The sequence below is a fragment of the Staphylococcus sp. HMSC035D11 genome (assembly GCF_001836075.1).
Lineage (GTDB): Bacteria > Bacillota > Bacilli > Staphylococcales > Staphylococcaceae > Staphylococcus > Staphylococcus hominis.
In genome coordinates this window covers 1-23,568 of sequence record NZ_KV827231.1, presented here as the reverse complement: position 1 = coordinate 23,568, position 23,568 = coordinate 1, and the positions used below count along the sequence as shown (strand labels likewise).

At 30.8% G+C, this 23,568-nt stretch carries 17 protein-coding genes; 3 read left to right on the top strand and 14 right to left on the bottom strand.

The window, feature by feature from the left end; translation table 11 throughout:
- Positions 1 to 43: 43 nt before the first annotated feature.
- The 5 genes from HMPREF2647_RS03450 to parE all read right to left on the bottom strand — a co-directional run bounded on the left by HMPREF2647_RS03450 (position 44) and on the right by parE (position 8,374).
- On the bottom strand, positions 44 to 1,273 hold the full coding sequence (locus HMPREF2647_RS03450) for an AI-2E family transporter (RefSeq protein ID WP_048762427.1): 1,230 nt from the start codon (positions 1,271 to 1,273) through the stop codon (positions 44 to 46).
- Between the two features lie 66 nt (positions 1,274 to 1,339).
- Positions 1,340 to 2,191 carry a glucose PTS transporter transcription antiterminator GlcT gene (glcT, locus tag HMPREF2647_RS03445; RefSeq protein WP_048762426.1) on the bottom strand — a complete coding sequence of 284 codons (852 nt, stop codon included), beginning with the start codon at positions 2,189 to 2,191 and terminating at the stop codon, positions 1,340 to 1,342.
- Between the two features lie 128 nt (positions 2,192 to 2,319).
- Positions 2,320 to 3,780: a glutamine transporter AlsT gene (locus HMPREF2647_RS03440; RefSeq protein WP_017174677.1), complete on the bottom strand. Its 1,461-nt coding sequence runs from the start codon at positions 3,778 to 3,780 to the stop codon at positions 2,320 to 2,322.
- Between the two features lie 209 nt (positions 3,781 to 3,989).
- Complete coding sequence (gene parC / locus HMPREF2647_RS03435; RefSeq protein ID WP_019835481.1) at positions 3,990 to 6,389, bottom strand: DNA topoisomerase IV subunit A; 2,400 nt, start codon at positions 6,387 to 6,389, stop codon at positions 3,990 to 3,992.
- A complete protein-coding gene (gene parE, locus HMPREF2647_RS03430; protein WP_037541070.1) occupies positions 6,386 to 8,374 on the bottom strand; it encodes a DNA topoisomerase IV subunit B in 1,989 nt (662 codons plus the stop codon). The genes parC and parE overlap by 4 nt, the downstream gene beginning before the upstream one ends.
- A gap of 216 nt (positions 8,375 to 8,590) precedes the next feature.
- Between parE and plsY the strand changes: the two genes are divergently transcribed.
- Positions 8,591 to 9,199: a glycerol-3-phosphate 1-O-acyltransferase PlsY gene (gene plsY, locus HMPREF2647_RS03425; RefSeq protein ID WP_048762424.1), complete on the top strand. Its 609-nt coding sequence runs from the start codon at positions 8,591 to 8,593 to the stop codon at positions 9,197 to 9,199.
- Positions 9,200 to 9,356: 157 nt separating this feature from the next.
- The gene (locus HMPREF2647_RS03420) at positions 9,357 to 9,656 is read left to right on the top strand and encodes a HesB/YadR/YfhF family protein (protein ID WP_061544427.1); all 300 of its coding nucleotides are present in this window, start codon (positions 9,357 to 9,359) and stop codon (positions 9,654 to 9,656) included.
- A gap of 48 nt (positions 9,657 to 9,704) precedes the next feature.
- Here the strand turns inward: HMPREF2647_RS03420 and menI are convergent, their stop codons facing one another.
- From menI to HMPREF2647_RS03405, 3 genes are all read right to left on the bottom strand, one after another.
- Complete coding sequence (gene menI / locus HMPREF2647_RS03415) at positions 9,705 to 10,175, bottom strand: 1,4-dihydroxy-2-naphthoyl-CoA hydrolase MenI (RefSeq protein WP_017174672.1); 471 nt, start codon at positions 10,173 to 10,175, stop codon at positions 9,705 to 9,707.
- Positions 10,176 to 10,370: 195 nt separating this feature from the next.
- A complete protein-coding gene (gene acnA / locus HMPREF2647_RS03410; RefSeq protein WP_061544425.1) occupies positions 10,371 to 13,076 on the bottom strand; it encodes an aconitate hydratase AcnA in 2,706 nt (901 codons plus the stop codon).
- 369 nt (positions 13,077 to 13,445) lie between these two features.
- The gene (locus tag HMPREF2647_RS03405; protein WP_061544424.1) at positions 13,446 to 15,092 is read right to left on the bottom strand and encodes a glycine betaine uptake BCCT transporter; all 1,647 of its coding nucleotides are present in this window, start codon (positions 15,090 to 15,092) and stop codon (positions 13,446 to 13,448) included.
- Between the two features lie 214 nt (positions 15,093 to 15,306).
- On the opposite strand from HMPREF2647_RS03405, the gene mscL reads away from it, so the two are divergent.
- Positions 15,307 to 15,663, top strand: coding sequence for a large conductance mechanosensitive channel protein MscL (gene mscL / locus HMPREF2647_RS03400; protein WP_061544423.1), 357 nt, complete (start codon positions 15,307 to 15,309; stop codon positions 15,661 to 15,663).
- Between the two features lie 40 nt (positions 15,664 to 15,703).
- On the opposite strand, the gene sbcC is transcribed toward mscL, so the two are convergent.
- The 6 genes from sbcC to HMPREF2647_RS03370 all read right to left on the bottom strand — a co-directional run bounded on the left by sbcC (position 15,704) and on the right by HMPREF2647_RS03370 (position 23,429).
- Positions 15,704 to 18,739, bottom strand: a complete 3,036-nt coding sequence (sbcC, locus tag HMPREF2647_RS03395; RefSeq protein ID WP_070859529.1) for an exonuclease subunit SbcC — start codon at positions 18,737 to 18,739, stop codon at positions 15,704 to 15,706.
- A 1-nt stretch (position 18,740) separates the two neighbouring features.
- On the bottom strand, positions 18,741 to 19,865 hold the full coding sequence (sbcD, locus tag HMPREF2647_RS03390; protein WP_017174667.1) for an exonuclease subunit SbcD: 1,125 nt from the start codon (positions 19,863 to 19,865) through the stop codon (positions 18,741 to 18,743).
- 160 nt (positions 19,866 to 20,025) lie between these two features.
- Complete coding sequence (locus HMPREF2647_RS03385; protein WP_002449105.1) at positions 20,026 to 20,493, bottom strand: CcdC family protein; 468 nt, start codon at positions 20,491 to 20,493, stop codon at positions 20,026 to 20,028.
- Positions 20,494 to 20,625: 132 nt separating this feature from the next.
- A complete protein-coding gene (locus HMPREF2647_RS03380; protein WP_037541068.1) occupies positions 20,626 to 20,868 on the bottom strand; it encodes a YneF family protein in 243 nt (80 codons plus the stop codon).
- Positions 20,869 to 21,099: 231 nt separating this feature from the next.
- On the bottom strand, positions 21,100 to 23,088 hold the full coding sequence (gene tkt, locus HMPREF2647_RS03375) for a transketolase (protein ID WP_049434246.1): 1,989 nt from the start codon (positions 23,086 to 23,088) through the stop codon (positions 21,100 to 21,102).
- Between the two features lie 101 nt (positions 23,089 to 23,189).
- Positions 23,190 to 23,429, bottom strand: a complete 240-nt coding sequence (locus tag HMPREF2647_RS03370; RefSeq protein ID WP_017174665.1) for a DUF896 domain-containing protein — start codon at positions 23,427 to 23,429, stop codon at positions 23,190 to 23,192.
- Positions 23,430 to 23,568: the final 139 nt, after the last annotated feature.

Sequence of the window (23,568 nt, the reverse complement as noted above, 5' to 3'; positions counted from 1 at the left end):
CCTAAGACAACTCATTATGTCTCAGGCTTTTTAATATAGTGCTTTATTCTGCTTCTGTGTAATTTTTATGTTCTTCTTTTTTAATTTCATATTGACCTGCATCGTCACCATAATATTTATTGTAACGACGTTTAAATAATAAGAAAATGTGAGAAGCTAATACTTTTAAAATAGCATAGCCAGGAATACCTAAAATAACTCCTACAATACCTAACAAATTACCCGCACTTAATAAAATAAAGATAATTGTTAGAGGATGAATTTTTAATGTTTTCCCCATAATATTAGGAGAAATAAAATGACCTTCAATAAATTGAACTAACGTCCACACAATAATCAATTTTAATAGCATAAACGGTGAAGTAATAATCGCAATAATAATTGCCGGAGAAATTGCAATTGTTGGTCCTAAGTATGGGACTACACTCGTTACTGCAGCAATTGAAGCTAGAACTAACCCATAATCCAAACCAATAATCGAATAACCAATAAACAATAAAATACCAATACAAAATGATACAATAATTTGGCCTTGAATATATGATCCGACCTGTACACTCATTTTTTCTAATAAATCATGATAGTCTTTTCTAAATTTAGGTGGCATAATTTTAGTTGTATAGTCTCTAAATTTAGTTCCATCTTTCAACATAAAGAATAATACAAATGGTGTAGTTGCAATCACAACACCGACATTCACAATAGCTTCTGCAAATGTTCTAATTTTAGTTCCAAATCCACTAAAATAATCTGATGTTAACGATGGAATCTTTTTAGAAGTAGAATCAAGCCATTCCTGAATTTGATTATAAAATGAAGATAAAATAGACATATGTGTCACTTTATCAATAGCTCTATTAAATTTTTCAATATATTTTGGGAAGTTATTTGCAAGTTGTTTAATTTGATCACCAATCACAGGAATTAATAAATCAATAATTAATGTTGCACCTCCAATAATCACTAGAAAGACTATTGTAATTGCTAATAATCTTGGAATATTATAACGTTCCATCAAATTAATTACTGGATTTAACAAATAATACAAAATAAGCGATAAAATAATTGGCGCTGCAATAGTATTAAAGATAATGACAAAAGGCTGAAAAACATAAGAAATTTTGTCAAAGATGAATATAGTAATACCAAGTAATACTAATGAAACTAGCGCAAATAATAAATCTTTACCACCCAGAAACTTCATAAAGCGTGTTTCAGAAAAGCTTAGCTTATTAGCTTTCTTTCCTTCAACCTTTTTGTGGTCCATTGACATATCATTTTCACCGTACCCTTTAATCTAAAATAAAATAATCTATATTATATCATACCATGTAGCTTATTAATTTTGTGTGTTATTTTGAGATTGAAAATGATAAATATGCAAAGCTAAATAAACAATTTCTGAATCATCTATATCAATATCTAGATCTTTTTGAATAACTTTAGAAATCTTATATGCTGTACTATAACAATTAGGGTAATATGTTTTGACCATATTGATAAACTCATCTTGTGCATGAACGTATTCCTTTTTATTTAAACGACGAATTAGGAATTGAATATGTCTAATAAATCGTTGATATTGAACAGTTCGAGGATTTACAGGATACCCTATGTCATTTTCGATAATTAATACACATTTACTTATCATTTTATTAATTAAAGATATTTCACTCATAGGTAAATCTTCTTTATTTGAAGCAATATGCAATGCTATAAAACCTATTTCATCATCAGGAAATGTGACGTCTAATTTCTCATTTAATCGCTGTATAACTTGTGTGGCGATATCATATGCCTCACTATATAAATGTTTAGTTTCCATTGCAAAGGGATTACTAATTATTTGATTTTGTTTTAAGCGTTTATATGCAAAAGTAATATGATCGGTTAAGGCAATGACTAGTTGTTTATCATCTTTCATATAAGTTGTACTTGTAATATAGTTAACTGATTCAATAATTGCCTGTAAGACCTCTTCATCAGCTATTTCAACTAGAGATTTATAATATTCTTGTTGTTGTTTTTGATCTAATTTATACACTTTCTCAATAGAAGCATTATCATCTACGACCATTCCAGGCTTTTTATTAAAACCAATGCCTTTACCGATTAAAATAACTTCTTGATTACTATTGATGCATATGATGACGTTATTATTTAAAATTTTTGAAATATGATATTTGCTCATCATTATCATCCTTTTTTACTATTAAAATTATATAGTTAAACATTATATTTGAAAAGTCATTCTTTTAAAAAACACTTCTTTCTCGCATTACTCTAAGAGATGGAGAAAAGAAGTGTTGATTTAAATTATTAATGTTTTTTAGATATTTTATCTTCGCGTCCCCAAGATTCAATACCAAATAAATTAATCTCAAGGTTTTCTGGTTTAAATACCGGTTTTAAACCGGCACGTTTTTGTTGAATATAATCTTTCATAACAGCAAATGCAATATTTGAAAGACCTATAATGGAAACAAGGTTTACAATGGCCATTAATCCCATAAATAAGTCCGCTGTACTCCATACGGTTTCAGTTTTAACAACTGCGCCTATAAATACTAATACAACAACTAAGCATCTAAAAATAAATAAAATTGCTTTATTTTTAGATAGAAATTCTATATTAGATTGTCCGTAATAGTAATTACCAACTACAGAAGAAAATGCAAATAGCGTAATCGCGACAGTTAAGAAGATACCACCTGGAGAACCAAGATGTTCATTCAATGCAGATTGTGTAACTTCTACACCTTGTGGCGCTTTTTCACCAAATTTTAAGCCTGAGTAAAGTAAAATCATAATAGCTGTTGCTGTACAAACAAGCATTGTATCGAAGAAGACACCTAAAGATTGAAGTAATCCTTGTTTTACTGGATGTGGTACAGCAGCAGTAGCAGCCGCATTGGGTGCTGAACCCATACCTGCTTCGTTAGAGAATAAGCCACGTTTTATACCTTGTAAAATCGCTGTACCTACCGCGCCACCAGCGACTTGTTCCATTCCGAACGCACTTTTAATAATTGTACCAATCATTGGAATGATTTGATCAAAATTCATTAGTAAGATAAATAAAACTATACCAACATAAACGATAGCCATTATTGGAACAATTAAAGATGACAACGTTGCAATACTACGTACACCACCGAAGATAATGATTGCTGTAATGACAGCCAAAATAATACCAGTAATGACTGGACTAATATGATATTGTGTTCTTAAAGATTCAGCAATAGTATTCGATTGAACAGTGTTAAATACAAATGCAAATGTAACAGTAATTAACACAGCAAATGTGATACCAAGCCATTTTTGATTTAAACCTTTGGTTATGTAATAAGCTGGACCTCCTCGGAAGCCACCTTCTTTATCATGAACTTTGTAAACTTGTGCAAGTGTTGCTTCTATAAATGCACTCGCAGCTCCGATAAATGCGATAATCCACATCCAAAAAACTGCCCCAGGACCCCCTAACACAATTGCTGTTGCTACACCAGCAATATTTCCTGTTCCAACACGGGAACCTGCACTAATAGCAAATGCTTGAAAAGGTGAAATACCTTTCTCTCCATTTTTCAAAGTTTCTGGTTTTTCAACTAATGCTCTAAACATTTCAGGTAACATTCGTAATTGAACAAATTTAGAACTAATAGTAAAGAAGATACCTACTGTCAATAGTAAACCTATTAAATACTGTGACCAGATTAAATCATTTCCAACTTGAACAACAGATTTAAACCAATCAGGTATTAAACTATCAAAATCTCTCAATTAAATCCCTCTCATCAAAATTATTGTTATGATATACATTACAAGAGATTTATATTGTAGTATTAAAGGTCAAAATGTACATGTTTTTCATGTCATCACTTTGATATACTTATCAACAATATAAATCTCTTGTGAGTTATAAATAGTTAAATATTAAATTAATTTTATCATCTTATGAATTACTTGAAAACAAAAATTTTAAAATCATATTAATTTATTATCATTGATTTTACATTTCCAAATTCATTTGTATCAACTACAAATGAACCATTTGTATATTGTTCAGAAAGATGAATATTAGAAATTTCACCTGTTTCAGCATGTTTATCTGAATAAAGTGTATAGTATGTTTCATCTCTGACAACATATGCAGCTACAATACGATGAGGATTTTTTTTCAATTCTTTTAAAAGTGTAATACCTCTTTGTGCGCGTTTGGCATCTTGTAATATATCTTTAGCAATACGTTTTATTGCTCCTCTTTGGGTAGCCATAATTATTGAATTATTCTGATCAACAGTATCAGTCATAATAACATAATCTTCATCTTTTAAATTGATAGATTTCACACCAGCCGCTCTTAATCCTGTATCTGAAAGTTCTTCTGTAGAATACGTTAATGACATGCCTTTATGTGTAATAACAGTAATCATTTGTTCTTGAGTTATGCGAAGTACATTTACCACTTCGTCTTCATTTTTTAATTTTGTTGCAATGAGTGGCTTATTAAATCGCGTGGTTTTAAATAATGATTGATTACTCTTTTTAATCATGCCATTACGAGTTGCAATAATATAAAATGCTTTACCATCAAATGTTTTTTCGTTAAATACATCTATAATTCTCTCATTTTCTTCTAAAGGCACAATTTGCGATACATGCTGACCTAACTCTTTCCATCGCACATCTGCAATTTTATGAATTGGAATAAAGAGATATCTTCCTTTATTTGTAAATACTAAAGCTGTATCTTGAGTATTTACAGTTTGGTATTTGAGTAGACTATCTCCCTCTTTTAAACCTACTTCTGTCACACCACTTGCATTAAAGCTACGTGTAGACGTACGTTTTATATATCCATGTCTAGTCACACTTAAAACCACTTCTTCACTTGGTACAATAACTTCTTTATCAATTTTAATTTCTGATATTTCCGCTTCAATTGAAGATAAACGTGATGTTTTAAAACGTTTTCGAATCTCTGTAAGTTCTTTTTTAATAACATTTAATAATGCGTCATGGTTATCAAGAATATTTCGGTACGCTTCTATTAATTTTTGTAATTCTTCATGTTCTTCTTCAAGTGCAACAATATCAGTATTAGTTAAACGATATAATTGAAGCATCACAATGGCTTCTGCTTGTGCTTCAGTAAAGTCAAATTCTTTTACTAAATTATCTTTTGCATCTTTTTTATTTTTAGAATGACGAATCAGCGCAATCACTTCATCTAATATAGATAAAGCTTTCATAAGACCTTCTACAATATGCATGCGCTTTTCAGCATGATTTAAGTCGTATTTTGTACGATTAGCTACAACTTCAATTTGATGATTTAAATAGCTGTCAATAATTTCACGTAGACCCATTAATTTTGGACGTCCATCACTAATAGCGACCATATTGAAATTATAAGTAATTTGTAAATCAGAATTTTTATATAAATAGTTTTTAATAGACTCTGAATTAACATCTTTTTTTAATTCAATAGCAATTCTTAAACCTGTACGATCTGTTTCATCACGTACTTCAATAATACCATCTACTTTTTTATCAGCACGAAGCTCATCAATACGTTTCACAAGCGAACTTTTATTCACTTCATAAGGAATTTCTGTCACAATTAATTGTTTACGTCCATTTCTTAACGCTTCTTCATCTACTTTTGAACGAACAACAATTTTTCCTTTTCCTGTTTCATAGGCTTTCTTAATACCATCAATACCTTGAATAATACCGCCTGTCGGAAAATCAGGACCTTTGATATATTTCATTAATTGATTTACTGAAATATTAGGATTATCAATATATTTTAATGTTGCTTGAATTACTTCACCTAAATTATGTGGAGGAATATCAGTAGCATATCCTGCCGAAATACCAGTCGAACCGTTTACTAGTAGATTTGGAAATCTTGCCGGTAACACCATAGGTTCAAGTGTTGTGTCATCATAGTTTGGTATAAAGGACACTGTTTCCTTATTAATGTCACGAACCAACTCCTCAGAAAGTTGACTTAACTTCGCTTCTGTATAACGCATCGCAGCAGGTGGATCATTATCAATACTACCATTATTACCGTGCATTTCGATTAATACATGACGCAACTTCCAATCTTGGCTTAAACGTACCATTGCATCATAAACTGAAGAATCACCATGTGGATGATATTGACCAATAACATCCCCAACTGTTTTCGCACTTTTACGGAAATTTTTATCATACGTATTGCCACTACTATACATAGCAAATAAAATTCTACGTTGTACAGGTTTTAAACCATCACGCACATCCGGTAACGCACGTTCTTGAATAATATATTTACTATATCTTCCAAAGCGATCACCAATAACATCTTCAAGTGATAGGTCTTGAATTATCTCACTCAATTGACTTCCTCCTCATCATATTCTTCAGTATCAAGTATTTGAACTTCTGTATTATCTAAAATACTTTGATCTTCTTGCATGCCAAATTCAACATGATTTTCAATCCATTCACGTCTTGGTGCAACTTTATCTCCCATTAATGTTGTTACACGTTTAGAAGAACGTACTTCATCATCGATTTGGACTCTAATCAACGTTCTTGTCTCAGGATTCATTGTAGTTTCCCACAATTGCTCAGGATTCATTTCACCTAAACCTTTATAGCGCTGTAAAATAAAGCCTTTACCTAATTGTTTTTGAAGTTTGTCCAATTCATCATCTGTCCAAGCATATTCTACTTTTTTAGATTTCCCTTTACCTTTTTCTAATTTGTATAACGGAGGTAATGCAATAAAAACACGACCTGCTTGAACAAGAGGTCTCATATATTTGAAGAAAAATGTTAATAATAACACTTGAATATGGGCGCCATCTGTATCAGCATCAGTCATAATAATAACTCTATTATAATTACTATCTTCTAATTTAAAATCATTACCAACACCAGCACCAATTGTATGAATAATTGTATTAATTTCTTCATTTTTGAAAATATCTTCAAGTTTTGCTTTTTCAGTATTAATCACTTTACCTCGTAAAGGTAAAATAGCCTGGAATTTTCTATCTCTTCCAAGTTTAGCTGATCCCCCTGCTGAATCACCTTCGACAAGATATAATTCATTTTTCTCAGTATTCTTACTTTGAGCAGGCGTTAACTTTCCTGATAATAATGTATCTTTACGTTTGTTTTTCTTACCAGAACGTGCATCCTCCCGTGCCTTACGAGCCGCTTCTCTTGCCTGTTGCGCTTTAATAGCTTTCTTCACAAGTGATTTAGATAATTGTCCTTTTTCCTCTAAATAATAAGGTAATTTTTCAGAAACAACAGAATCTACTGCACTACGCGCTTCTGATGTACCAAGCTTAGATTTAGTTTGTCCCTCAAATTGCAGTAATTCTTCTGGAATACGTACAGAAATCACTGCTGTTAATCCTTCTCTAATATCATTACCATCTAAGTTTTTATCTTTATCTTTAAGTTCATTGATACGGCGTGCATAGTCATTAAATACGCGTGTCATTGCTGTTTTAAATCCTACTTCATGAGTTCCGCCGTCTTTTGTACGTACATTATTAACAAAACTTAATATACTTTCAGAATATTGATCATTATATTGAAAAGCAACATCTACTTCGATTCCATTTGCAGCACCTGTAAACGTCGTAACATCATGCAATACTTCTTTACCTTCATTGATATAACTTACAAATTCTTTAATACCTTCTTCGTAATGATAAACATCTTCACGTTCTTTTCCATCACGTAGATCTTTCAATGTAATTTTTAAGTTTTTTAATAAGAATGCAGATTCTTGTAAGCGCTCACTTAATATATCAAAATTAAATGCCGTTGTTGCTTTAAAAATACTTGAATCTGGTTTAAATGTGACTTTTGTACCTGTTTTCTTAGTTTTTCCCGCTTTCACTAAACCAGAAGTTGGAATACCACCATCCTTAAAAGATTGCTTATAAATTTGTCCATCTCGATGAATTTCAACTTCTAACCATTCACTTAAAGCATTAACTACGGAAGCACCAACACCATGAAGTCCTCCAGAAGTTTTATATCCACCTTGTCCAAATTTACCTCCAGCATGTAATACAGTAAAAATAACTTCTACAGTAGGTTTACCAGACGCATGCATACCAGTTGGCATACCTCTCCCATTATCTTCCACTGAAATACTATTATCTTTATTGATTGTTACATCAATTTCATTACCATAACCATTTAAAACTTCATCGACGGAGTTATCGACAATTTCATATACTAAATGGTGTAATCCACGTTTATCAGTCGACCCAATATACATCCCAGGACGTTTTCTAACTGCCTCAAGTCCTTCTAATACTTGAATCGAATCATCTGAATAATGATTTGTCATTTTTGTTGCCAATGCGTTCGCCTCCTACAAACGTACGTTCGTTTTTTTAACTTTACAATAGTTATTCTTATATAAAACGCATTAAAATGCAAGTATGAGTTCTATAAGATAAACATTTAACTTAATATATAAGACGTTTTTTCAATTTTTAATCGTTGTCAGGAATACTTTGTGATAAAATATACCTACATTATATAAGGGATGTGTAAACAAATTATGATGATAGTTCTCATGTTGATTTTAAGCTATCTCATTGGAGCTATTCCAAATGGTTATGTTATAGGAAAAGTTTTTTTTAAAAAAGATATTAGAGAATTTGGAAGCGGTAATACTGGTGCCACAAATAGTTTTAGAGTTTTAGGAAAACCAGCTGGATTTATCGTTACTTTTTTAGATATATTTAAAGGATTCATTACTGTATTTTTCCCATTATGGTTTTCAGTGCATGCGCAGGGACCAATTAGTACATTCTTCACACATGGATTAATTGTCGGTATTTTTGCAATAATCGGTCACGTTTATCCTATTTATCTTAAATTTAAAGGGGGTAAGGCTGTAGCCACAAGTGCCGGAGTTGTATTAGGAGTTAATCCAATCTTACTTTTAATTTTAGCGGTCATATTCTTTGGAATTTTATATTTAACAAAGTATGTGTCATTATCTAGTATTATTGCGGCAATCAGCTGTGTGATAGGTTCATTAATTATTCATGATTACATATTATTTGGAATGAGTGCTTTTGTATCAATCATTTTAATTTTTAGACACCGTTCTAATATTGTTAGAATTTTTAAAGGTGAAGAACCAAAAATCAAATGGATGTAAAATGGATGATCTTGCACCAAATGTGAAGATTCAGTTTAGTTCTATTAATTAAATATGATAAGCGGTTCATGTTTAATAGTGAGAACAATATGTTTTAATTCAAACAATTTTTGCATTATAAATATAATAATAATTAATATAAAGGATGGTTCTTACAATGAAAATCAAATTGACTAATGAAGCAGTTGAATGGTTTAAAAATGAATTAGATTTACCTGAAAAGAATAAAGTCTTACAATTTTATGTGAGGTATGGTGGAGAATTTCAACTTAAACAAGGTTTTAGCCCAGCATTTCGTGTGGAACCGAGCAATGATGTTGAGATAGGTTATCACGAAAATTATAATGATTTAATTGTTGTAGTTTCAGAAGATGACTTATGGTATTTTGAAGATCATGAAGTTCTAGTTGAAAAAGTAGACCATGAAGACGAAATTGTTTATTCTACAACTAATTAAAAAAAGACCATAAATATCTAATATTTACAGATATTTATGGTCTTATATTTATATATTCAAATCGCTACGTTGTGTGACTTCTAATTCCTTACCTTCGTTATTCAATGCTTCGACTTCACTATATACTTGATGCCATTCTGGAAAATAACGATCTAAACGAATTGGTCTGAAATCACTTGCTTTAATACATAATAGCTGAGTGGAACCTGTGGTAGCTAATTCCCCTTTTTCATTATATACTTCATAACAGTACGTTGAACGCAATCTTGAATAATGTTCTACCCATGTTTTCACTTTAACTTTTTCAGGATAAAAAATGGATTTCTTATATTGAACTTGTAAATCCACGACGGGTGAGATGATACCTTCTTTTTCCATATCTGCATAACTAAAACCTAATTTACGAATATAATCAGTACGAGCAACTTCAAACCATGTAGCATAATTCCCATGATAAATTACTCCCATTTTATCTGTTTCTTGGTATCTCGCTTCAATTTCAGTCATACTATAAATCATATTTATGTACCTCTTTCCAATTAAGTTCACTTTCAATATTAACATAAAAAGGATGATTGCTATAGAATTCCCATTTACTACTTTTATTACTGAAATAGCTCAATGACACGAATGAAGAAAAAATCCTTAGATGAGATTGCCATCTAAGGATTCAAAATACATTCAAATTTTTAAATACTTTTTCGAATAATTGTATTATTGAGCAAGTTTATTTCTTAATACCATTTGTAGAATGCCACCGTGACGATAATAGTCGATTTCAACTTGTGAATCAAAACGAACAATGACATCAAAATCAACCACTTCTCCATTTTCTTTTTTTGCATGAACTTTAATAATATCATGTGGTTGTACATCTTCGTTAATATCTACAGAGATTTCTTCTCTACCATTTAGACCAAGTGAATCAGCTGATTCTCCATCTTTAAATTGTAATGGTAATACACCCATCATAACTAAGTTAGAACGATGAATACGTTCATAACTTTGTGCTATTACAGTTTTAACGCCTAATAAATTAGTACCTTTAGCAGCCCAGTCACGTGAAGATCCCATACCATAATCGTTGCCTGCTAATACTGCTAAGCCAGTGCCATCTTCTTTATATTTCATTGCAGCATCATAAATTGGCATAATTTCATCAGTTGGCCAATATGTTGTAAAGCCGCCTTCTGTACCTGGTGCTAATTGGTTTTTAATTCTAATATTCGCAAATGTACCACGCACCATAACTTCATGGTTACCACGACGAGAACCATATGAGTTAAAATCACGAATAGCTACGTCATGATTTAATAAGTATTTACCTGCTGGTGTATCTTTACCAATAGCACCTGCTGGAGAAATGTGGTCAGTTGTAACTGAGTCACCAAATTTACCCATTACACGTAAATCTTTTAATGGTTCAATGGTACCTGGTTCTTTTGATAAACCTTGGAAGAATGTTGGATTTTGAATATATGTTGAATTAGGATCGAAGTTATATAATGGAGAGTCAGTAACATCAATTTCATTCCACATTTCATTGTTGTTATATACATTTTCATATTCTTCTTTAAATAATTCAGGTGTGACAACACTATCTACTGTATCAGCGACTTCTTTAATTGAAGGCCAAATATCATTTAAGTATACATCTTGACCATCTTCACCTTTACCAAGTGGTTCATTTTGTAAATCAATATCAACTGTACCAGCTAAAGCATACGCAACGACTAATTGAGGTGAAGCAAGATAGTTCGCTTTAACTAATGGATGGATTCGACCTTCAAAGTTACGGTTACCAGATAATACAGAAGTAACTAGTAAATCTTCTTTAGCAATAGCTTTTTCAATTTCTGGCAATAGCGGTCCAGAGTTACCAATACAAGTTGTACATCCATAACCTACTAGATTAAATCCTAAATCATCAAGATATTTTTGTAATCCAGAATCACGTAAATAACCTGTCACTACTTTTGAACCTGGTGCTAATGATGTTTTAACATATTCAGGCACTTTTAATCCCTTTTCAACTGCTTTTTTCGCAACTAAACCAGCACCTAACATAACGTAAGGATTCGATGTGTTTGTACATGAAGTGATCGCTGCAATAGCAATATCTCCTGTTTTCATAGTTGTTTCAGAACCATCCTTAAATTGAATATGAGCTGATTTATCAAATTCTCTTTGATCCAAACCATGACCTTGATTTCCAGCAGGAGCAGTTACAGATTTTTCGAATTCTTTTTTCATATCACTTAAGAAAATTAAATCTTGAGGACGTTTAGGACCAGATAATGAAGCTTCAACTGTCGATAAATCTAAATGAATTACATCTGTATATTGTGGATCTTCTTTATCTGATGTAAAGAACATATTGTTTTGTTGTAAATAAGCTTTGACTAACTCAACGTGCTCTTCAGAACGGCCAGTTAATTTCATATATTTAAGTGACTCTTCATCAACTGGGAAGAAACCACAAGTTGCACCATATTCAGGAGCCATGTTAGCAATAGTCGCTCGATCAGCTAATGGTAAATCGGTAACACCAGGACCGAAGAATTCTACAAATTTACCAACTACACCCTTTTTACGTAGCTCTTGAGTTACTCGTAATGCTAAGTCAGTGGCAGTTGATCCTTGAGGTAATGAATTAGTTAAGCGTACCCCAATCACTTCAGGAATTGGGAAATATGATGGTTGACCAAGCATACCTGCTTCAGCTTCAATACCACCGACACCCCAGCCTAATACACCAATACCATTTATCATAGTAGTATGTGAATCTGTACCAACAAGCGTATCTGGGAAAGCAGTTTGTTCACCGTCCACGTCTCTTACATGAACTACCTTAGCTAAATATTCTAAGTTAACTTGGTGTACGATGCCTGTTGCAGGCGGTACAGCATTATAATTATTAAATGCTTTTGTAGCCCAGTTTAAAAATTGATAACGTTCATAGTTCCTTTCAAATTCTAATTTCATATTGCGTTCTAACGCATGTGGGTTTGCATAGCTATCTACTTGTACAGAGTGATCGATGACTAAATCAACCGGTACTTCTGGATTGATTTTATTAATATCTCCACCTACATCATTCATAGCTTTACGTAATGAAGCTAAGTCAACAACCGCAGGTACCCCTGTAAAATCTTGCAAGATTACACGAGAAGGTTTGAAAGGTACTTCTCCTTTATTACCTTCTTTACCAAAATGGGCTAATGCTTTAATATGATCATCTGTAATAACAAAGTCATCTTCTTGTCTTAATACTGATTCTAGTAGAACACGAATAGAATAAGGTAACTTACTAATTTTAGTTAACCCTTGTTCTTCAAGACTTTTTAAATCATAATATGTATATGATTTACCTCGAACTTCAAATGATTTTTTTGATTGTTCTTTAATGTTAGAAGCCATTTGATTATCCCCCTTGAATATTAAACATTCATAATTATATTCCTTTAATTAAATTGTATAATTATATGTTTTTTAAAACAACTATATATCACTAGAATTTGAGTGATTTGAATTTTGGTTTTATAATCAGTTAATATAAGAATTACTTATCATAGTACATTTAAACTATAAGTATTTTTTATTAAATGAGAATTTTTTTCAATACGCTAAATTAAATAAAAGGAAAGTAGAATAGAAATTTATTTTGAATTTTTGGCTCCAATATCAACCTATATTGGATATGGATTTTTTTGAAAGTCTTTATATTTCGATCTAACCATATTAAAAAACGCCTAAGACAAACGAGTTGTCTTAGGCGTTTTTTATTAATTATTGTTCTGCTTTCTCTGCATTACGTCGATTTTGACGTTTTTCTAATATATCAGATTCATAGTCTTTTTGTTGATATTCAATATATTCTTTTAGTCTATGTTTATTAGGCTGTAATGTTAATCCTAAGAATTTACGTTCTTGGTTAGCATCTTTATAGAAACTAATCATCATTAGTATAACCACAAAGGAGAATGGTAATGCACTAATAATTGCAGCACTTTGTAGTGCGCCTAATGCTTCTGCGCCATCTCCACCACCTGCTAAGAGTAAGATGAAGGCAATAAGAGATTGTGCAATACCCCATGTTACTTTTACCATGTTAGATGGTTCTAATGAGCCATATGTTGTTTGCATACCTAATACAAATGTTGCTGAATCGGCTGATGTAATAAAGAATGAACCGATTAATATAAGTGCAACAAGTGATAAAATCATTCCTAAAGGTAAATGATTAAATACGCCAAAGAGTTGCGTTTCTGCTGACATCTTGAATAGCTCAGAATGTTTTTTACCCATTTCAATACCTAATACGCCAAACACACTGAACCATAAGAAACTTACTAGAGCCGGAACAAGTAATACACCTGAAATAAATTCACGAATTGAACGTCCTTTAGACACACGTGCAATAAATACACCTACGAATGGGCTCCAGCTTAACCACCAGCCCCAATAATATAGTGTCCAAGAAGACATCCATTCTCTTTTTTGAGAATTTAATGCTGCTGTATCAAAACTGTTGAATAAGAATGTATTGAACAAACTACCAATTGAACTTGTAAACATGTTCAAAATTAATACAGTCGGTCCAACAATTAAAGCAACAATCATTAATATTGTACCTAAACCAATATTAACATTACTTAAATATTGAATTCCTTTACTTAGACCAGACCAAGCACTAATAATAAATAAAATTGTAACAACAACAATAATAAGTGATTGAACCCATACATTATTTGGGACACCAAATAAGTAATTTAAACCACCGTTAATTTGTAATGCACCCATACCTAATGATACAGCTACCCCTACTACTGTAGCGAATACTGAAAGTACATCAATAATCGTACCAATAGGTCCTTCTACTTTATCTCCAAGCAATGGGCGTAATGTTCTAGAAACAAGTCCTGGTTCATCTTTTCTAAATTGAGCGTATGCTAAGGCAAGAGCTACGACACCATAAACTGCCCAAGCATGAAATCCCCAGTGGAAGAAAGTAGAACGAAGTGATTCAGTAAAGGCTTCTGTCGTTTTTGGACTAGCAGTTGGTGGTGCTGCGAAGTGTGACATAGGTTCTGCTGCACCATAGAATACTAAACCAATACCCATACCTGCACTAAATAGCATGGCAAACCATGAAATCGTATTAAACTCTGGTTTATCATCAGGTTTGCCAAGTTTTAATTTCCCAATTGGACTGAAAATTAAAAAGACACAGAAGAAAACAATAATAGTTGTAAGTATTAAATAATACCAACCAAGTTTATCAGTAATCCATCCACTTATTGAACTAGTAATTGAATCGAATTGTTCCGGTACAATTGCCCCAATTAGTACAATAATCGCTACGATAATCGCACTATAAATAAATACCGGCGAAAATTTCTTTCCTTTCTTACTTGATTCAGAAGAAGAATTCATAACTAATATAACTCCCTTCATCTTAATATTAAATTTTTCAAAATGAAAAATACACAATTAATTATAAAAATAATTAATTAATTTTTCGGTAAACTACTTTAATATAATAACAAACATTTTAATCTTAATCAAATTTCATTAATTTTAATATTTACTAATTTATTTATGTTTTGTATGATATATTATATAAAAATCAAATAAATAGGAGATTACTATGCTAAAAGAATTTAAAGAGTTTGCATTTAAAGGAAATGTTTTAGATTTAGCAATTGCTGTAGTTATAGGAGCAGCATTTAATAAAATTGTATCATCCTTAGTAACTTATATTATCATGCCATTGATTGGTAAACTGTTCGGTTCGGTCGATTTTGCTAAAGATTGGCAACTTTGGGGCATTAAGTATGGTCTTTTCATTCAGTCAATTATTGATTTTATTATTGTTGCTTTTGCATTATTTATCTTTGTTAAGATTGCCAATACAATTATAAGAAAAGAAGAACTAGAAGAAGAAATTGATACGAATACGGTATTACTTACAGAAATTCGAGATCTTTTAAAAACAAATAAATAAATCAAAAAACATTGGAATATTAATATTCCAATGTTTTTTGTTACTTCCATTTAAATTTTGTGTAACTTTGATACTGATTTGTATTTACTTCAAGTATTAATGGGATTCGTTGTTTTAACTCACTCACATGAGAGATAATTCCTACCATCCGTCCAGATGTTTTTAAATTTAATAATGTATCAAGAGATGTTTCTAAAGTTTCTTGATCAAGTGTGCCAAATCCTTCATCGATAAACATTGATTCTAACGTTATCCCTCCAGATTCTTGTTGTACGACTTCACTTAATCCCAATGCTAGAGCCAGTGATCCTTGAAACGTTTCTCCTCCTGATAATGAACTAATATGTCTTGACTTATTAGAATATAAATCAAATACATCGATTTCTAATCCACTATATCCTTGTGATATTGATTCTCTTCGTTTAAGTTGATATCTTCGCCCGCTCATTATATCTAATCTAATATTTGCTTGATGTATAATTCTTTCTAAATAATAGATTAATACATAGTTTTCAAGCGATAATTTTTGATGATTCTTTCCTGATAAAACCTCAGATAAATTAAAAATTTGTTGCTGCTCTTTTAACTCTTCATCTAAATAGTGAATATGTTTTTCAATTTTTGCAAATTTTTCATCATTTTTCTTAATTTTATATTGTATTGATACAACATCATTAACATACTGATTATATTTTTCTTCGATATGTTCTTTTTGCATTTCAAGATTAGATATATCTTCAAGTTCTTTTTCACTTGTAAGACGTGTTAATCGTTCTATTTCAACGTTATATTTATATTGTTCCTTATCGAAGTGATTAATTCTTTTTTCAATATGCTCTATATCTTGAAGTTCATGTTTTAATTTTTTTATTTCATCTTCATTTTCTAAACCTAATCGTTTCATTTCTTTTCGGATAGTTGTTGTAAAATAATCTAATTCGTTTTGTAGTTCTTTACTCGTAGTCAAATAATTATCAACACTATTTTTTTCTAAAGCTAGCGCATTTTGATATGATTGCATATTTTTATTAGTATCATCAACATGTTGATGATACTCATCAATCTCTTTTCGAAGACTTAAGTAATAATTTTTAAAAGTTTCAATACTTGAATATCCTGTGCTTATTTCAAAATCTTGAATTAAAGTTTGATTCTGACGTTTTTGAGAAGCTAATTTCTCTAATTTAAGTTCCTGCTGATGCTTCTCTTGCTGTAACGCATGAAATTGTTGTTGTAATTTATCTAACTCTTCTAATTGTTGTTGTAATTGTATTTTTTCAGACTTTGCACATTGTAACTTTTCTTTGATTTGGTCTAAATTAATCGATTCATACTCTATCTCTCCTAAATCTGATATGTTTTGAGAGAGTAATTCACACGTCGTTTCGCTTTTACTTAAATGCTGTTTTTTTTCATTAATTTCATCAGAAAGTTTATCAAGTAATTGATGATTTTGATTAATAGTTTCAAAATCAATATGCTGATTTAAAGATTCAACTTCATTTCCACATATTGGACATGTATCGCCAATACGTAACGCTGACTGTATTTCAATAATAAAGGTTTGTTTATCATTTAAATCAATATTACGTTTATCAATGCTTTCTAACTGTTGATTGAGTGTTTCAATATCATTTTTTAAATTTTGTATCTTTTTTGAATGTTGATGATATTGTTGTTTTAGAGAAACTTGCTTTTCATACTTATCTTTTAAACTTTGTTGTTCATCTAATTGTTTTTGTAATTGATATATTTGTTCAGTCAACTCATCAATAGCTTTATTATCCATTTTATAGCTATCAATAGATTGACTCATTTTATGTTCTTTATTAATTAACTGCTCTTGCTCTTCCATCATTTCATTATAATTATGAATAATATGTTCTTGCTCTTCAAATGCTTGTTGATATTTATCCAATTGATGATAAAAAGGCTTCGATTGTTCTAAATTCTCACTTTTTAAGTGGTATGAGTCACTCATCTTGTTTAATTGTTTATGTTCTTTTTCAAGTATGTTTATTTTATTATTTATTTGCGATATTTTATTTTCAGTCTCTATTATTTTGGTTTTTATTATTTGATACTTCTCTTCTTTCAAACGTTGTTGATTATATAAATTAAATAGCATGCCAGTATCTTTTAATCGATTTAATTTTACTTTTAATGCTTGTATGTCTTCAATCTGTTCATCTAATTGATGTTTTAATTGGTGGTATTCTTCTAATTCAATCAGTTGTTGTTCTAAATTTTTATTTAAATCAATGCGTTTTATTATAGAATGTAATTGTTTTTTTTGCTCATTTTTTATATGTAGTCTTTGTTCTTCGAGTTGATGACCTATCGTTTTGAAGTTGGGAATAGCCTGCAATAATTCTTGAGTTTTTATATGATGGATTTGTTTCAATTGAATTAATTGCTCATCATCAAATGCGTCAATATCTTCCCATAGTAATTTAATTTGATCGTATCTTTTTTCAATTTGTTTTTTCTCTTCTTTCATTTCATTTTTGAGCAAATTTTGAATTTCCTCAAAACGTATACTATTAAATAAAGTTCTTAATATCCCCTGTTTATCTGTACTATTGGATACTAAAAATTTTTTAAATTCACCTTGTGGAAGAATAAATAACTGTCTAAATTGTTCAGCATTAACGCCTAGTAATGACTTAATATATTGATTTCCAGCACTGATTTTACTTTCTCTTAATTCATATGTTTCACTTTTAGAATCATATTCATACACATCTAGTTTTCCTGGTGTTTGACTAGTGTTTCCCTCTTTAGTAAAAGCACCTTGACGAATAATTTTGAAATATTTTTCATTAAGTTGAAATTCATATTCAACCCACATAGGAGATTTTGCCTCTGCAAAATGACTTCTTAATCCCGCTTCACTTCTGCCTTCTGTAGAAGCTTTTCCAAATAACGAAAATACAATTGCATCAAATATCATGGTTTTTCCCGAACCAGTTTTACCACTAATTAAAAAAAGCTGATCATTTTTAATTTGAGTAAAATCTATCTTTTCATGTAAGAATGGGCCAAAATTATTTAACGTTAATTTTATTGGTTTCATTTTAGACCTCCTTATTCGATACCAAAGTGATTAAATTATTTATTTTTTCTTCCTGATACTTGGTCATCTCATTATCTGTAATCATCTTATAAAATTGCTTAATAATAGTTTGGTCGTCTTGTTGTTGTATTTGTGTCTGATGTAAAGGCCCCTCATTTTCAAAAGTAATATTGCTAAGCGCAAGAGTATTGGGGAATAGTTGTTTTAAATGAATCATTGGATCACTAATATGCGACATATTTTTAAGTTTGAAATGTATATAATTATCTTTATTTTTAGGTTGAATATGTCCTTGAATCACTTCATCATACTCGCCCTCAACCACTTCAAGCTCTCTTAAAGGTTTAAGTTGCACAAATGATGTTGATAGTTCATTTTTATCTTGAACCACTAAACGTTTATATCCCTTAGGCTGGTTTATTTCTGAAAATGAATATTGTAACAGTGAACCAGAATAATCAATAATGTCATCTTTAATACTAAATGGATGATGTAAATGTCCTAATAACACTTTATCAAATACGTTAAAACATGATTTAGTAACACTTTCAACAGTCCCAATTGTTAAAGGTCTTTCTGAATCCGATGTTTTTCCTCCATTTATCGTTAAGTGACCAATTAAAATATTTATTTTCTCTTTATTCAAATTTTCTACTATATAATTAATACATTTTTCTGTTGCTTGTTGATAAGTTTGAATAGAAGCATCTTTAAAAAATTCTTTTACTTCACTAATAGTAGCAAATGGAAGTACATAGAAATGTACATCATTAAATTCGATAGGTTGATTCATATGTTTTAATTTTGTACGAATAAAGAGTTTGGAATGTTCAAACCATGAAGCTCCATAATTCAATCGTTCTTTACCATCGTGATTACCATTAGAAATAATCATAGGGATATTCATATCTATATTAATAGTATGAATAGCATTTTCAAAAAGATGAATAGTTTCTTTACTTGGATAAGTTGTATCATAAATATCCCCAGCAATCACAACTACATCAGGTTTCTCATCTTTTAAACATTGGATAAATTGTTCTAAAATAAATGATTGGTCTTCAAGAAATTGTTTTCCGTTAAGTATCTTTCCTAAATGCCAATCTCCAGTATGTATAATTTTCATAACATTCCCCTTACTTTTTAAAGCATTATACTTTAATTTTAAAAAAGAGCGAGATTGAATTCTCAATGAACTCACATACTCGCTCTAAACTTCAATTCAATTTAATATCAAAAAATAATATTTTATTTAATTTTAGATAAGCTAATAATATTAATCTCTATTATGAGACTAAAGATTTTTTAACATTTTTATATTTATATAACATAGCTAAACGCCAAGGAACAATCATACTAAATGCCAATAAAAAGAACATGCCTCCGATTTCTCCTGGATCAATAGAGCTACTAATAAATATTTTTATGATTGTTCTAATAATTAAAAGTGAAATTAAAATGATTGGAAACGCTTTTGATCGTTTCATATATACCTCAGCGCCTTGAACTTCAAAATGACTTGTCCAGATAAGTACAGATGAAAATATCACACCTAAAATGATAGATTCTAAAATTTCAGCCCCAGTTAATCTAAAATATGGAATAACATACATCAAAGCCCCTGTCGACATAAAGATAGGAGGTAAAATAATTTTCTTTTCATTTACAGGGAACTTTTGTGCTTTCATACGAATAACTATGACAACAATCCCCATAAACAATGCAAATACTATGGAAAAAACTAAATATGCCAAATTTACACCTTCTTATATTCACATAACTAAAAGTTTAATACTATTATACTTCTTAAATACTTCAACTAAAAATGTTTTACAACAAAAACAAAGGATTGTAAACCCTTATGGCATACAATCCTTTAATAACTATTATTTTTTTGAACTCTTCATGTTTTGATCCATGTTTTTGTTCATCATCGTCATCATTTGATTGATTTTCTTTTGAGACGGTTTTTGTCCCATTTGCATCATCATCATACGTAACATTTCTTCATTGATAGGTGGGTTTTTTTTCAAATAGTCCATCATATATTTTCTTGCTAAGAAGAAACCACCAACTAGTCCGATGATAAGTGCTACAATGATTAATAAAATTGCTAACCAAGTTGCCATTGTTTCACCCACTTTCTATATCCTACTGAATTTTACTAAATAACTACCTTGATTTCAAGAGTTAGTTTTAGAATAACACCTCTTCGCTTTTATATTAACAAACTGTTTAACACGAATACTAATATTTATAAATAACTTCATATAAAGTGCTATGCACAAAATAAAAAAGAGCAGGAAAGAACTCATTTTGAATTCATTCCCCGCTCTCTCTATGTTGACTAAATCATAATATTAAAAAGTGCGAATTTGATTTAAAATATTTTCTTTAGTAAAGCCATATTTTTCGACAACTAAGTCTCCTGGTGCACTTGCACCAAAACCATCGATTCCAATTACTTTACCTTCAGTGCCTACATATTTATGCCAACCGAGTGGTGAAGCCATTTCAATTGCAACACGTTTAGTTAATTCTTTTGGAATAACTGATTCTTTATACTCGTCTGTTTGTTGCTCAAAAGCGAACCAGTTTGGCATAGAAACGACTCTTACACCTTTACCTTGTTTATCTAAATCTTTAGCTGCTTCAATAGCTAAGCTTACTTCTGAGCCAGTTGCTAGTAATAGATATTCAGGTTTAGTTTCAGTTTCAAATACAACATATGCACCTTTTCGTACGCCTTCTTCAACCGTTTCTTCATCTACATCTAAATAAGGAAGATTTTGACGAGTTAAAACTAGAGATGTTGGTGTTTGTTTAGATTCTAATGCAACTTCCCATGCTACTCTTGTTTCATTACCGTCTGCTGGACGAATGACGTTCATATTTGGAATAGCTCTTAAACCTGCTAACTGTTCAATCGGTTCGTGTGTTGGACCATCTTCACCTACAGCAATTGAATCATGTGTAAAGATAAATGTTGCATTCAATCCCATAATTGCAGATAAGCGTAATGCTGGTTTTAAGTAATCACTAAATACGAAGAATGTAGCACCATAAGGATGTAAACCTCCATGTGCTGCCATACCGTTTACTGCAGCACCCATAGCAAATTCTCTTACACCAAACCAAACATTTTTACCTTCTGGAGTATTAGGATTGTAATCTGTAGCTTCTTTAACATTTGATTTATTAGATCCTGCTAAATCTGCAGAACCACCAAAGAATGAAGGAACAGATTTACTAATTGCTTGAATGATTTCTCCAGAATCTGCACGAGTAGCTGCATTATGATCACTACTGAATTTTGGTAATTCATCTTTATAATTTTCAGGTAATTTACCACTGATTGCCAATTTAAATTCTTCAGCTAACTCTGGATATTTTTCTGTATATGTTTCTAATTTTTCTTTCCACTCATCTTCATGCTCATTTGCACGTTTTAGCATTGTTGTTTGGAAGATTTCATATACTTCTTCTGGAACATTGAAACGTTTTTCTGGATCTAATCCATATGCTTCAAATGTAAGTTTTCTTTCATCAGTACCAAGTGGCGCTCCGTGAACACCATTTGTACCGCTAACGTTTGGCGCGCCGTAACCAATAATTGTTTTAACTTCAATTAACGTAGGACCATTTTGCTGTTTAGCTTTAGTAATCGCATTATCAATTTCTTCTAAATTGTTGCCATCTTTTACTAAAATATGGTTCCATCCATAACTTTCAAAACGTTGTTTTATATCTTCTGAGAAAGATTTGTTAAGTTCACCATCAAGTGAAATATCATTTGAATCGTATAATACAATAAGTTTATCTAATTGATTATGACCAGCAAATGAAGCTGCTTCATGAGAAATACCTTCCATTAAATCTCCATCTGAAGCCAACACGTAAGTATAATGATCTACAACGTTAATATCATCTTTATTAAATTTACCACCTAAATGCGCTTCAGCTAAAGCCATTCCCACAGACATAGCAAATCCTTGTCCTAATGGACCTGTTGTAACTTCAACACCATCTGTATGACGAAACTCAGGATGTCCAGGTGTTTTAGAACCCCATTGTCTGAACTGCTTTAATTCTTCTAATTCTAAGCTTCCAGAGACATGTAATAAACTATATAGTAAAGCAGAACCATGACCTGCAGATAATATAAATCTATCTCTGTTAAAGTAGTCTTTAGATTGTGGATTAAAGTTTAAGTGGCGAGTCCAAAGCGTGTAGGCCATTGGTGCAGCTCCCATAGGCAGACCAGGATGACCAGAATTTGCTTCTTCAATTGCATCAATACTTAATGCACGTATAGTATCAATAGCTAATTGGTCTTTTTCATTAAACATCTTACATACTTCCCTTCTAGAATTAATCATCTTTTTTATATTATAACTTAAAAATATAGTAAATGATAAGATTATAATGTTAATGATTAAAATGTTATTAACTATTGATCATTCTTTTTACTTTCTTGAATTTTTTTAAGTTTTTCCGGCGTTACATCGTTACCTTCTGGATCAATGACTTTGGTACTTTCAATTTGTTGTTTAAATCCTTCTCTAAAAGAATCTAAATATTGTTTACGCAACTTAGATTGCTCTTTTGCTTCAGCTTCTGTTAAACCTTGCTCTTTTTTCTTTTTTGCTAATTCATTAATTCTATCTATATTTAAATTATTATTTGACATGTCATCACACTTCCTATTCTTTTCTTTAATACATATAAAATACTTAATTAATATAACAAAAAGAGACATAGATAAAAAATCTAAGCATCATAAACTCTTTCTAAAATAAAGAGTCCGGGACATAAAGTATCTAGATAAG

Excerpts from the sequence above, each read along its gene's own strand:
- HMPREF2647_RS03450 (WP_048762427.1), bottom strand. The coding sequence starts at position 1,273 with ATGTCAATGGACCACAAAAAGGTTGAAGGAAAGAAAGCTAATAAGCTA.
- glcT (WP_048762426.1), bottom strand. The coding sequence starts at position 2,191 with ATGAGCAAATATCATATTTCAAAAATTTTAAATAATAACGTCATCATA.
- parE (WP_037541070.1), bottom strand. The coding sequence starts at position 8,374 with ATGACAAATCATTATTCAGATGATTCGATTCAAGTATTAGAAGGACTT.
- plsY (WP_048762424.1), top strand. The coding sequence starts at position 8,591 with ATGATGATAGTTCTCATGTTGATTTTAAGCTATCTCATTGGAGCTATT.
- HMPREF2647_RS03420 (WP_061544427.1), top strand. The coding sequence starts at position 9,357 with ATGAAAATCAAATTGACTAATGAAGCAGTTGAATGGTTTAAAAATGAA.
- menI (WP_017174672.1), bottom strand. The coding sequence starts at position 10,175 with ATGATTTATAGTATGACTGAAATTGAAGCGAGATACCAAGAAACAGAT.
- acnA (WP_061544425.1), bottom strand. The coding sequence starts at position 13,076 with ATGGCTTCTAACATTAAAGAACAATCAAAAAAATCATTTGAAGTTCGA.
- HMPREF2647_RS03405 (WP_061544424.1), bottom strand. The coding sequence starts at position 15,092 with ATGAATTCTTCTTCTGAATCAAGTAAGAAAGGAAAGAAATTTTCGCCG.
- mscL (WP_061544423.1), top strand. The coding sequence starts at position 15,307 with ATGCTAAAAGAATTTAAAGAGTTTGCATTTAAAGGAAATGTTTTAGAT.
- sbcC (WP_070859529.1), bottom strand. The coding sequence starts at position 18,739 with ATGAAACCAATAAAATTAACGTTAAATAATTTTGGCCCATTCTTACAT.
- sbcD (WP_017174667.1), bottom strand. The coding sequence starts at position 19,865 with ATGAAAATTATACATACTGGAGATTGGCATTTAGGAAAGATACTTAAC.
- HMPREF2647_RS03380 (WP_037541068.1), bottom strand. The coding sequence starts at position 20,868 with ATGGCAACTTGGTTAGCAATTTTATTAATCATTGTAGCACTTATCATC.
- tkt (WP_049434246.1), bottom strand. The coding sequence starts at position 23,088 with ATGTTTAATGAAAAAGACCAATTAGCTATTGATACTATACGTGCATTA.
- HMPREF2647_RS03370 (WP_017174665.1), bottom strand. The coding sequence starts at position 23,429 with ATGTCAAATAATAATTTAAATATAGATAGAATTAATGAATTAGCAAAA.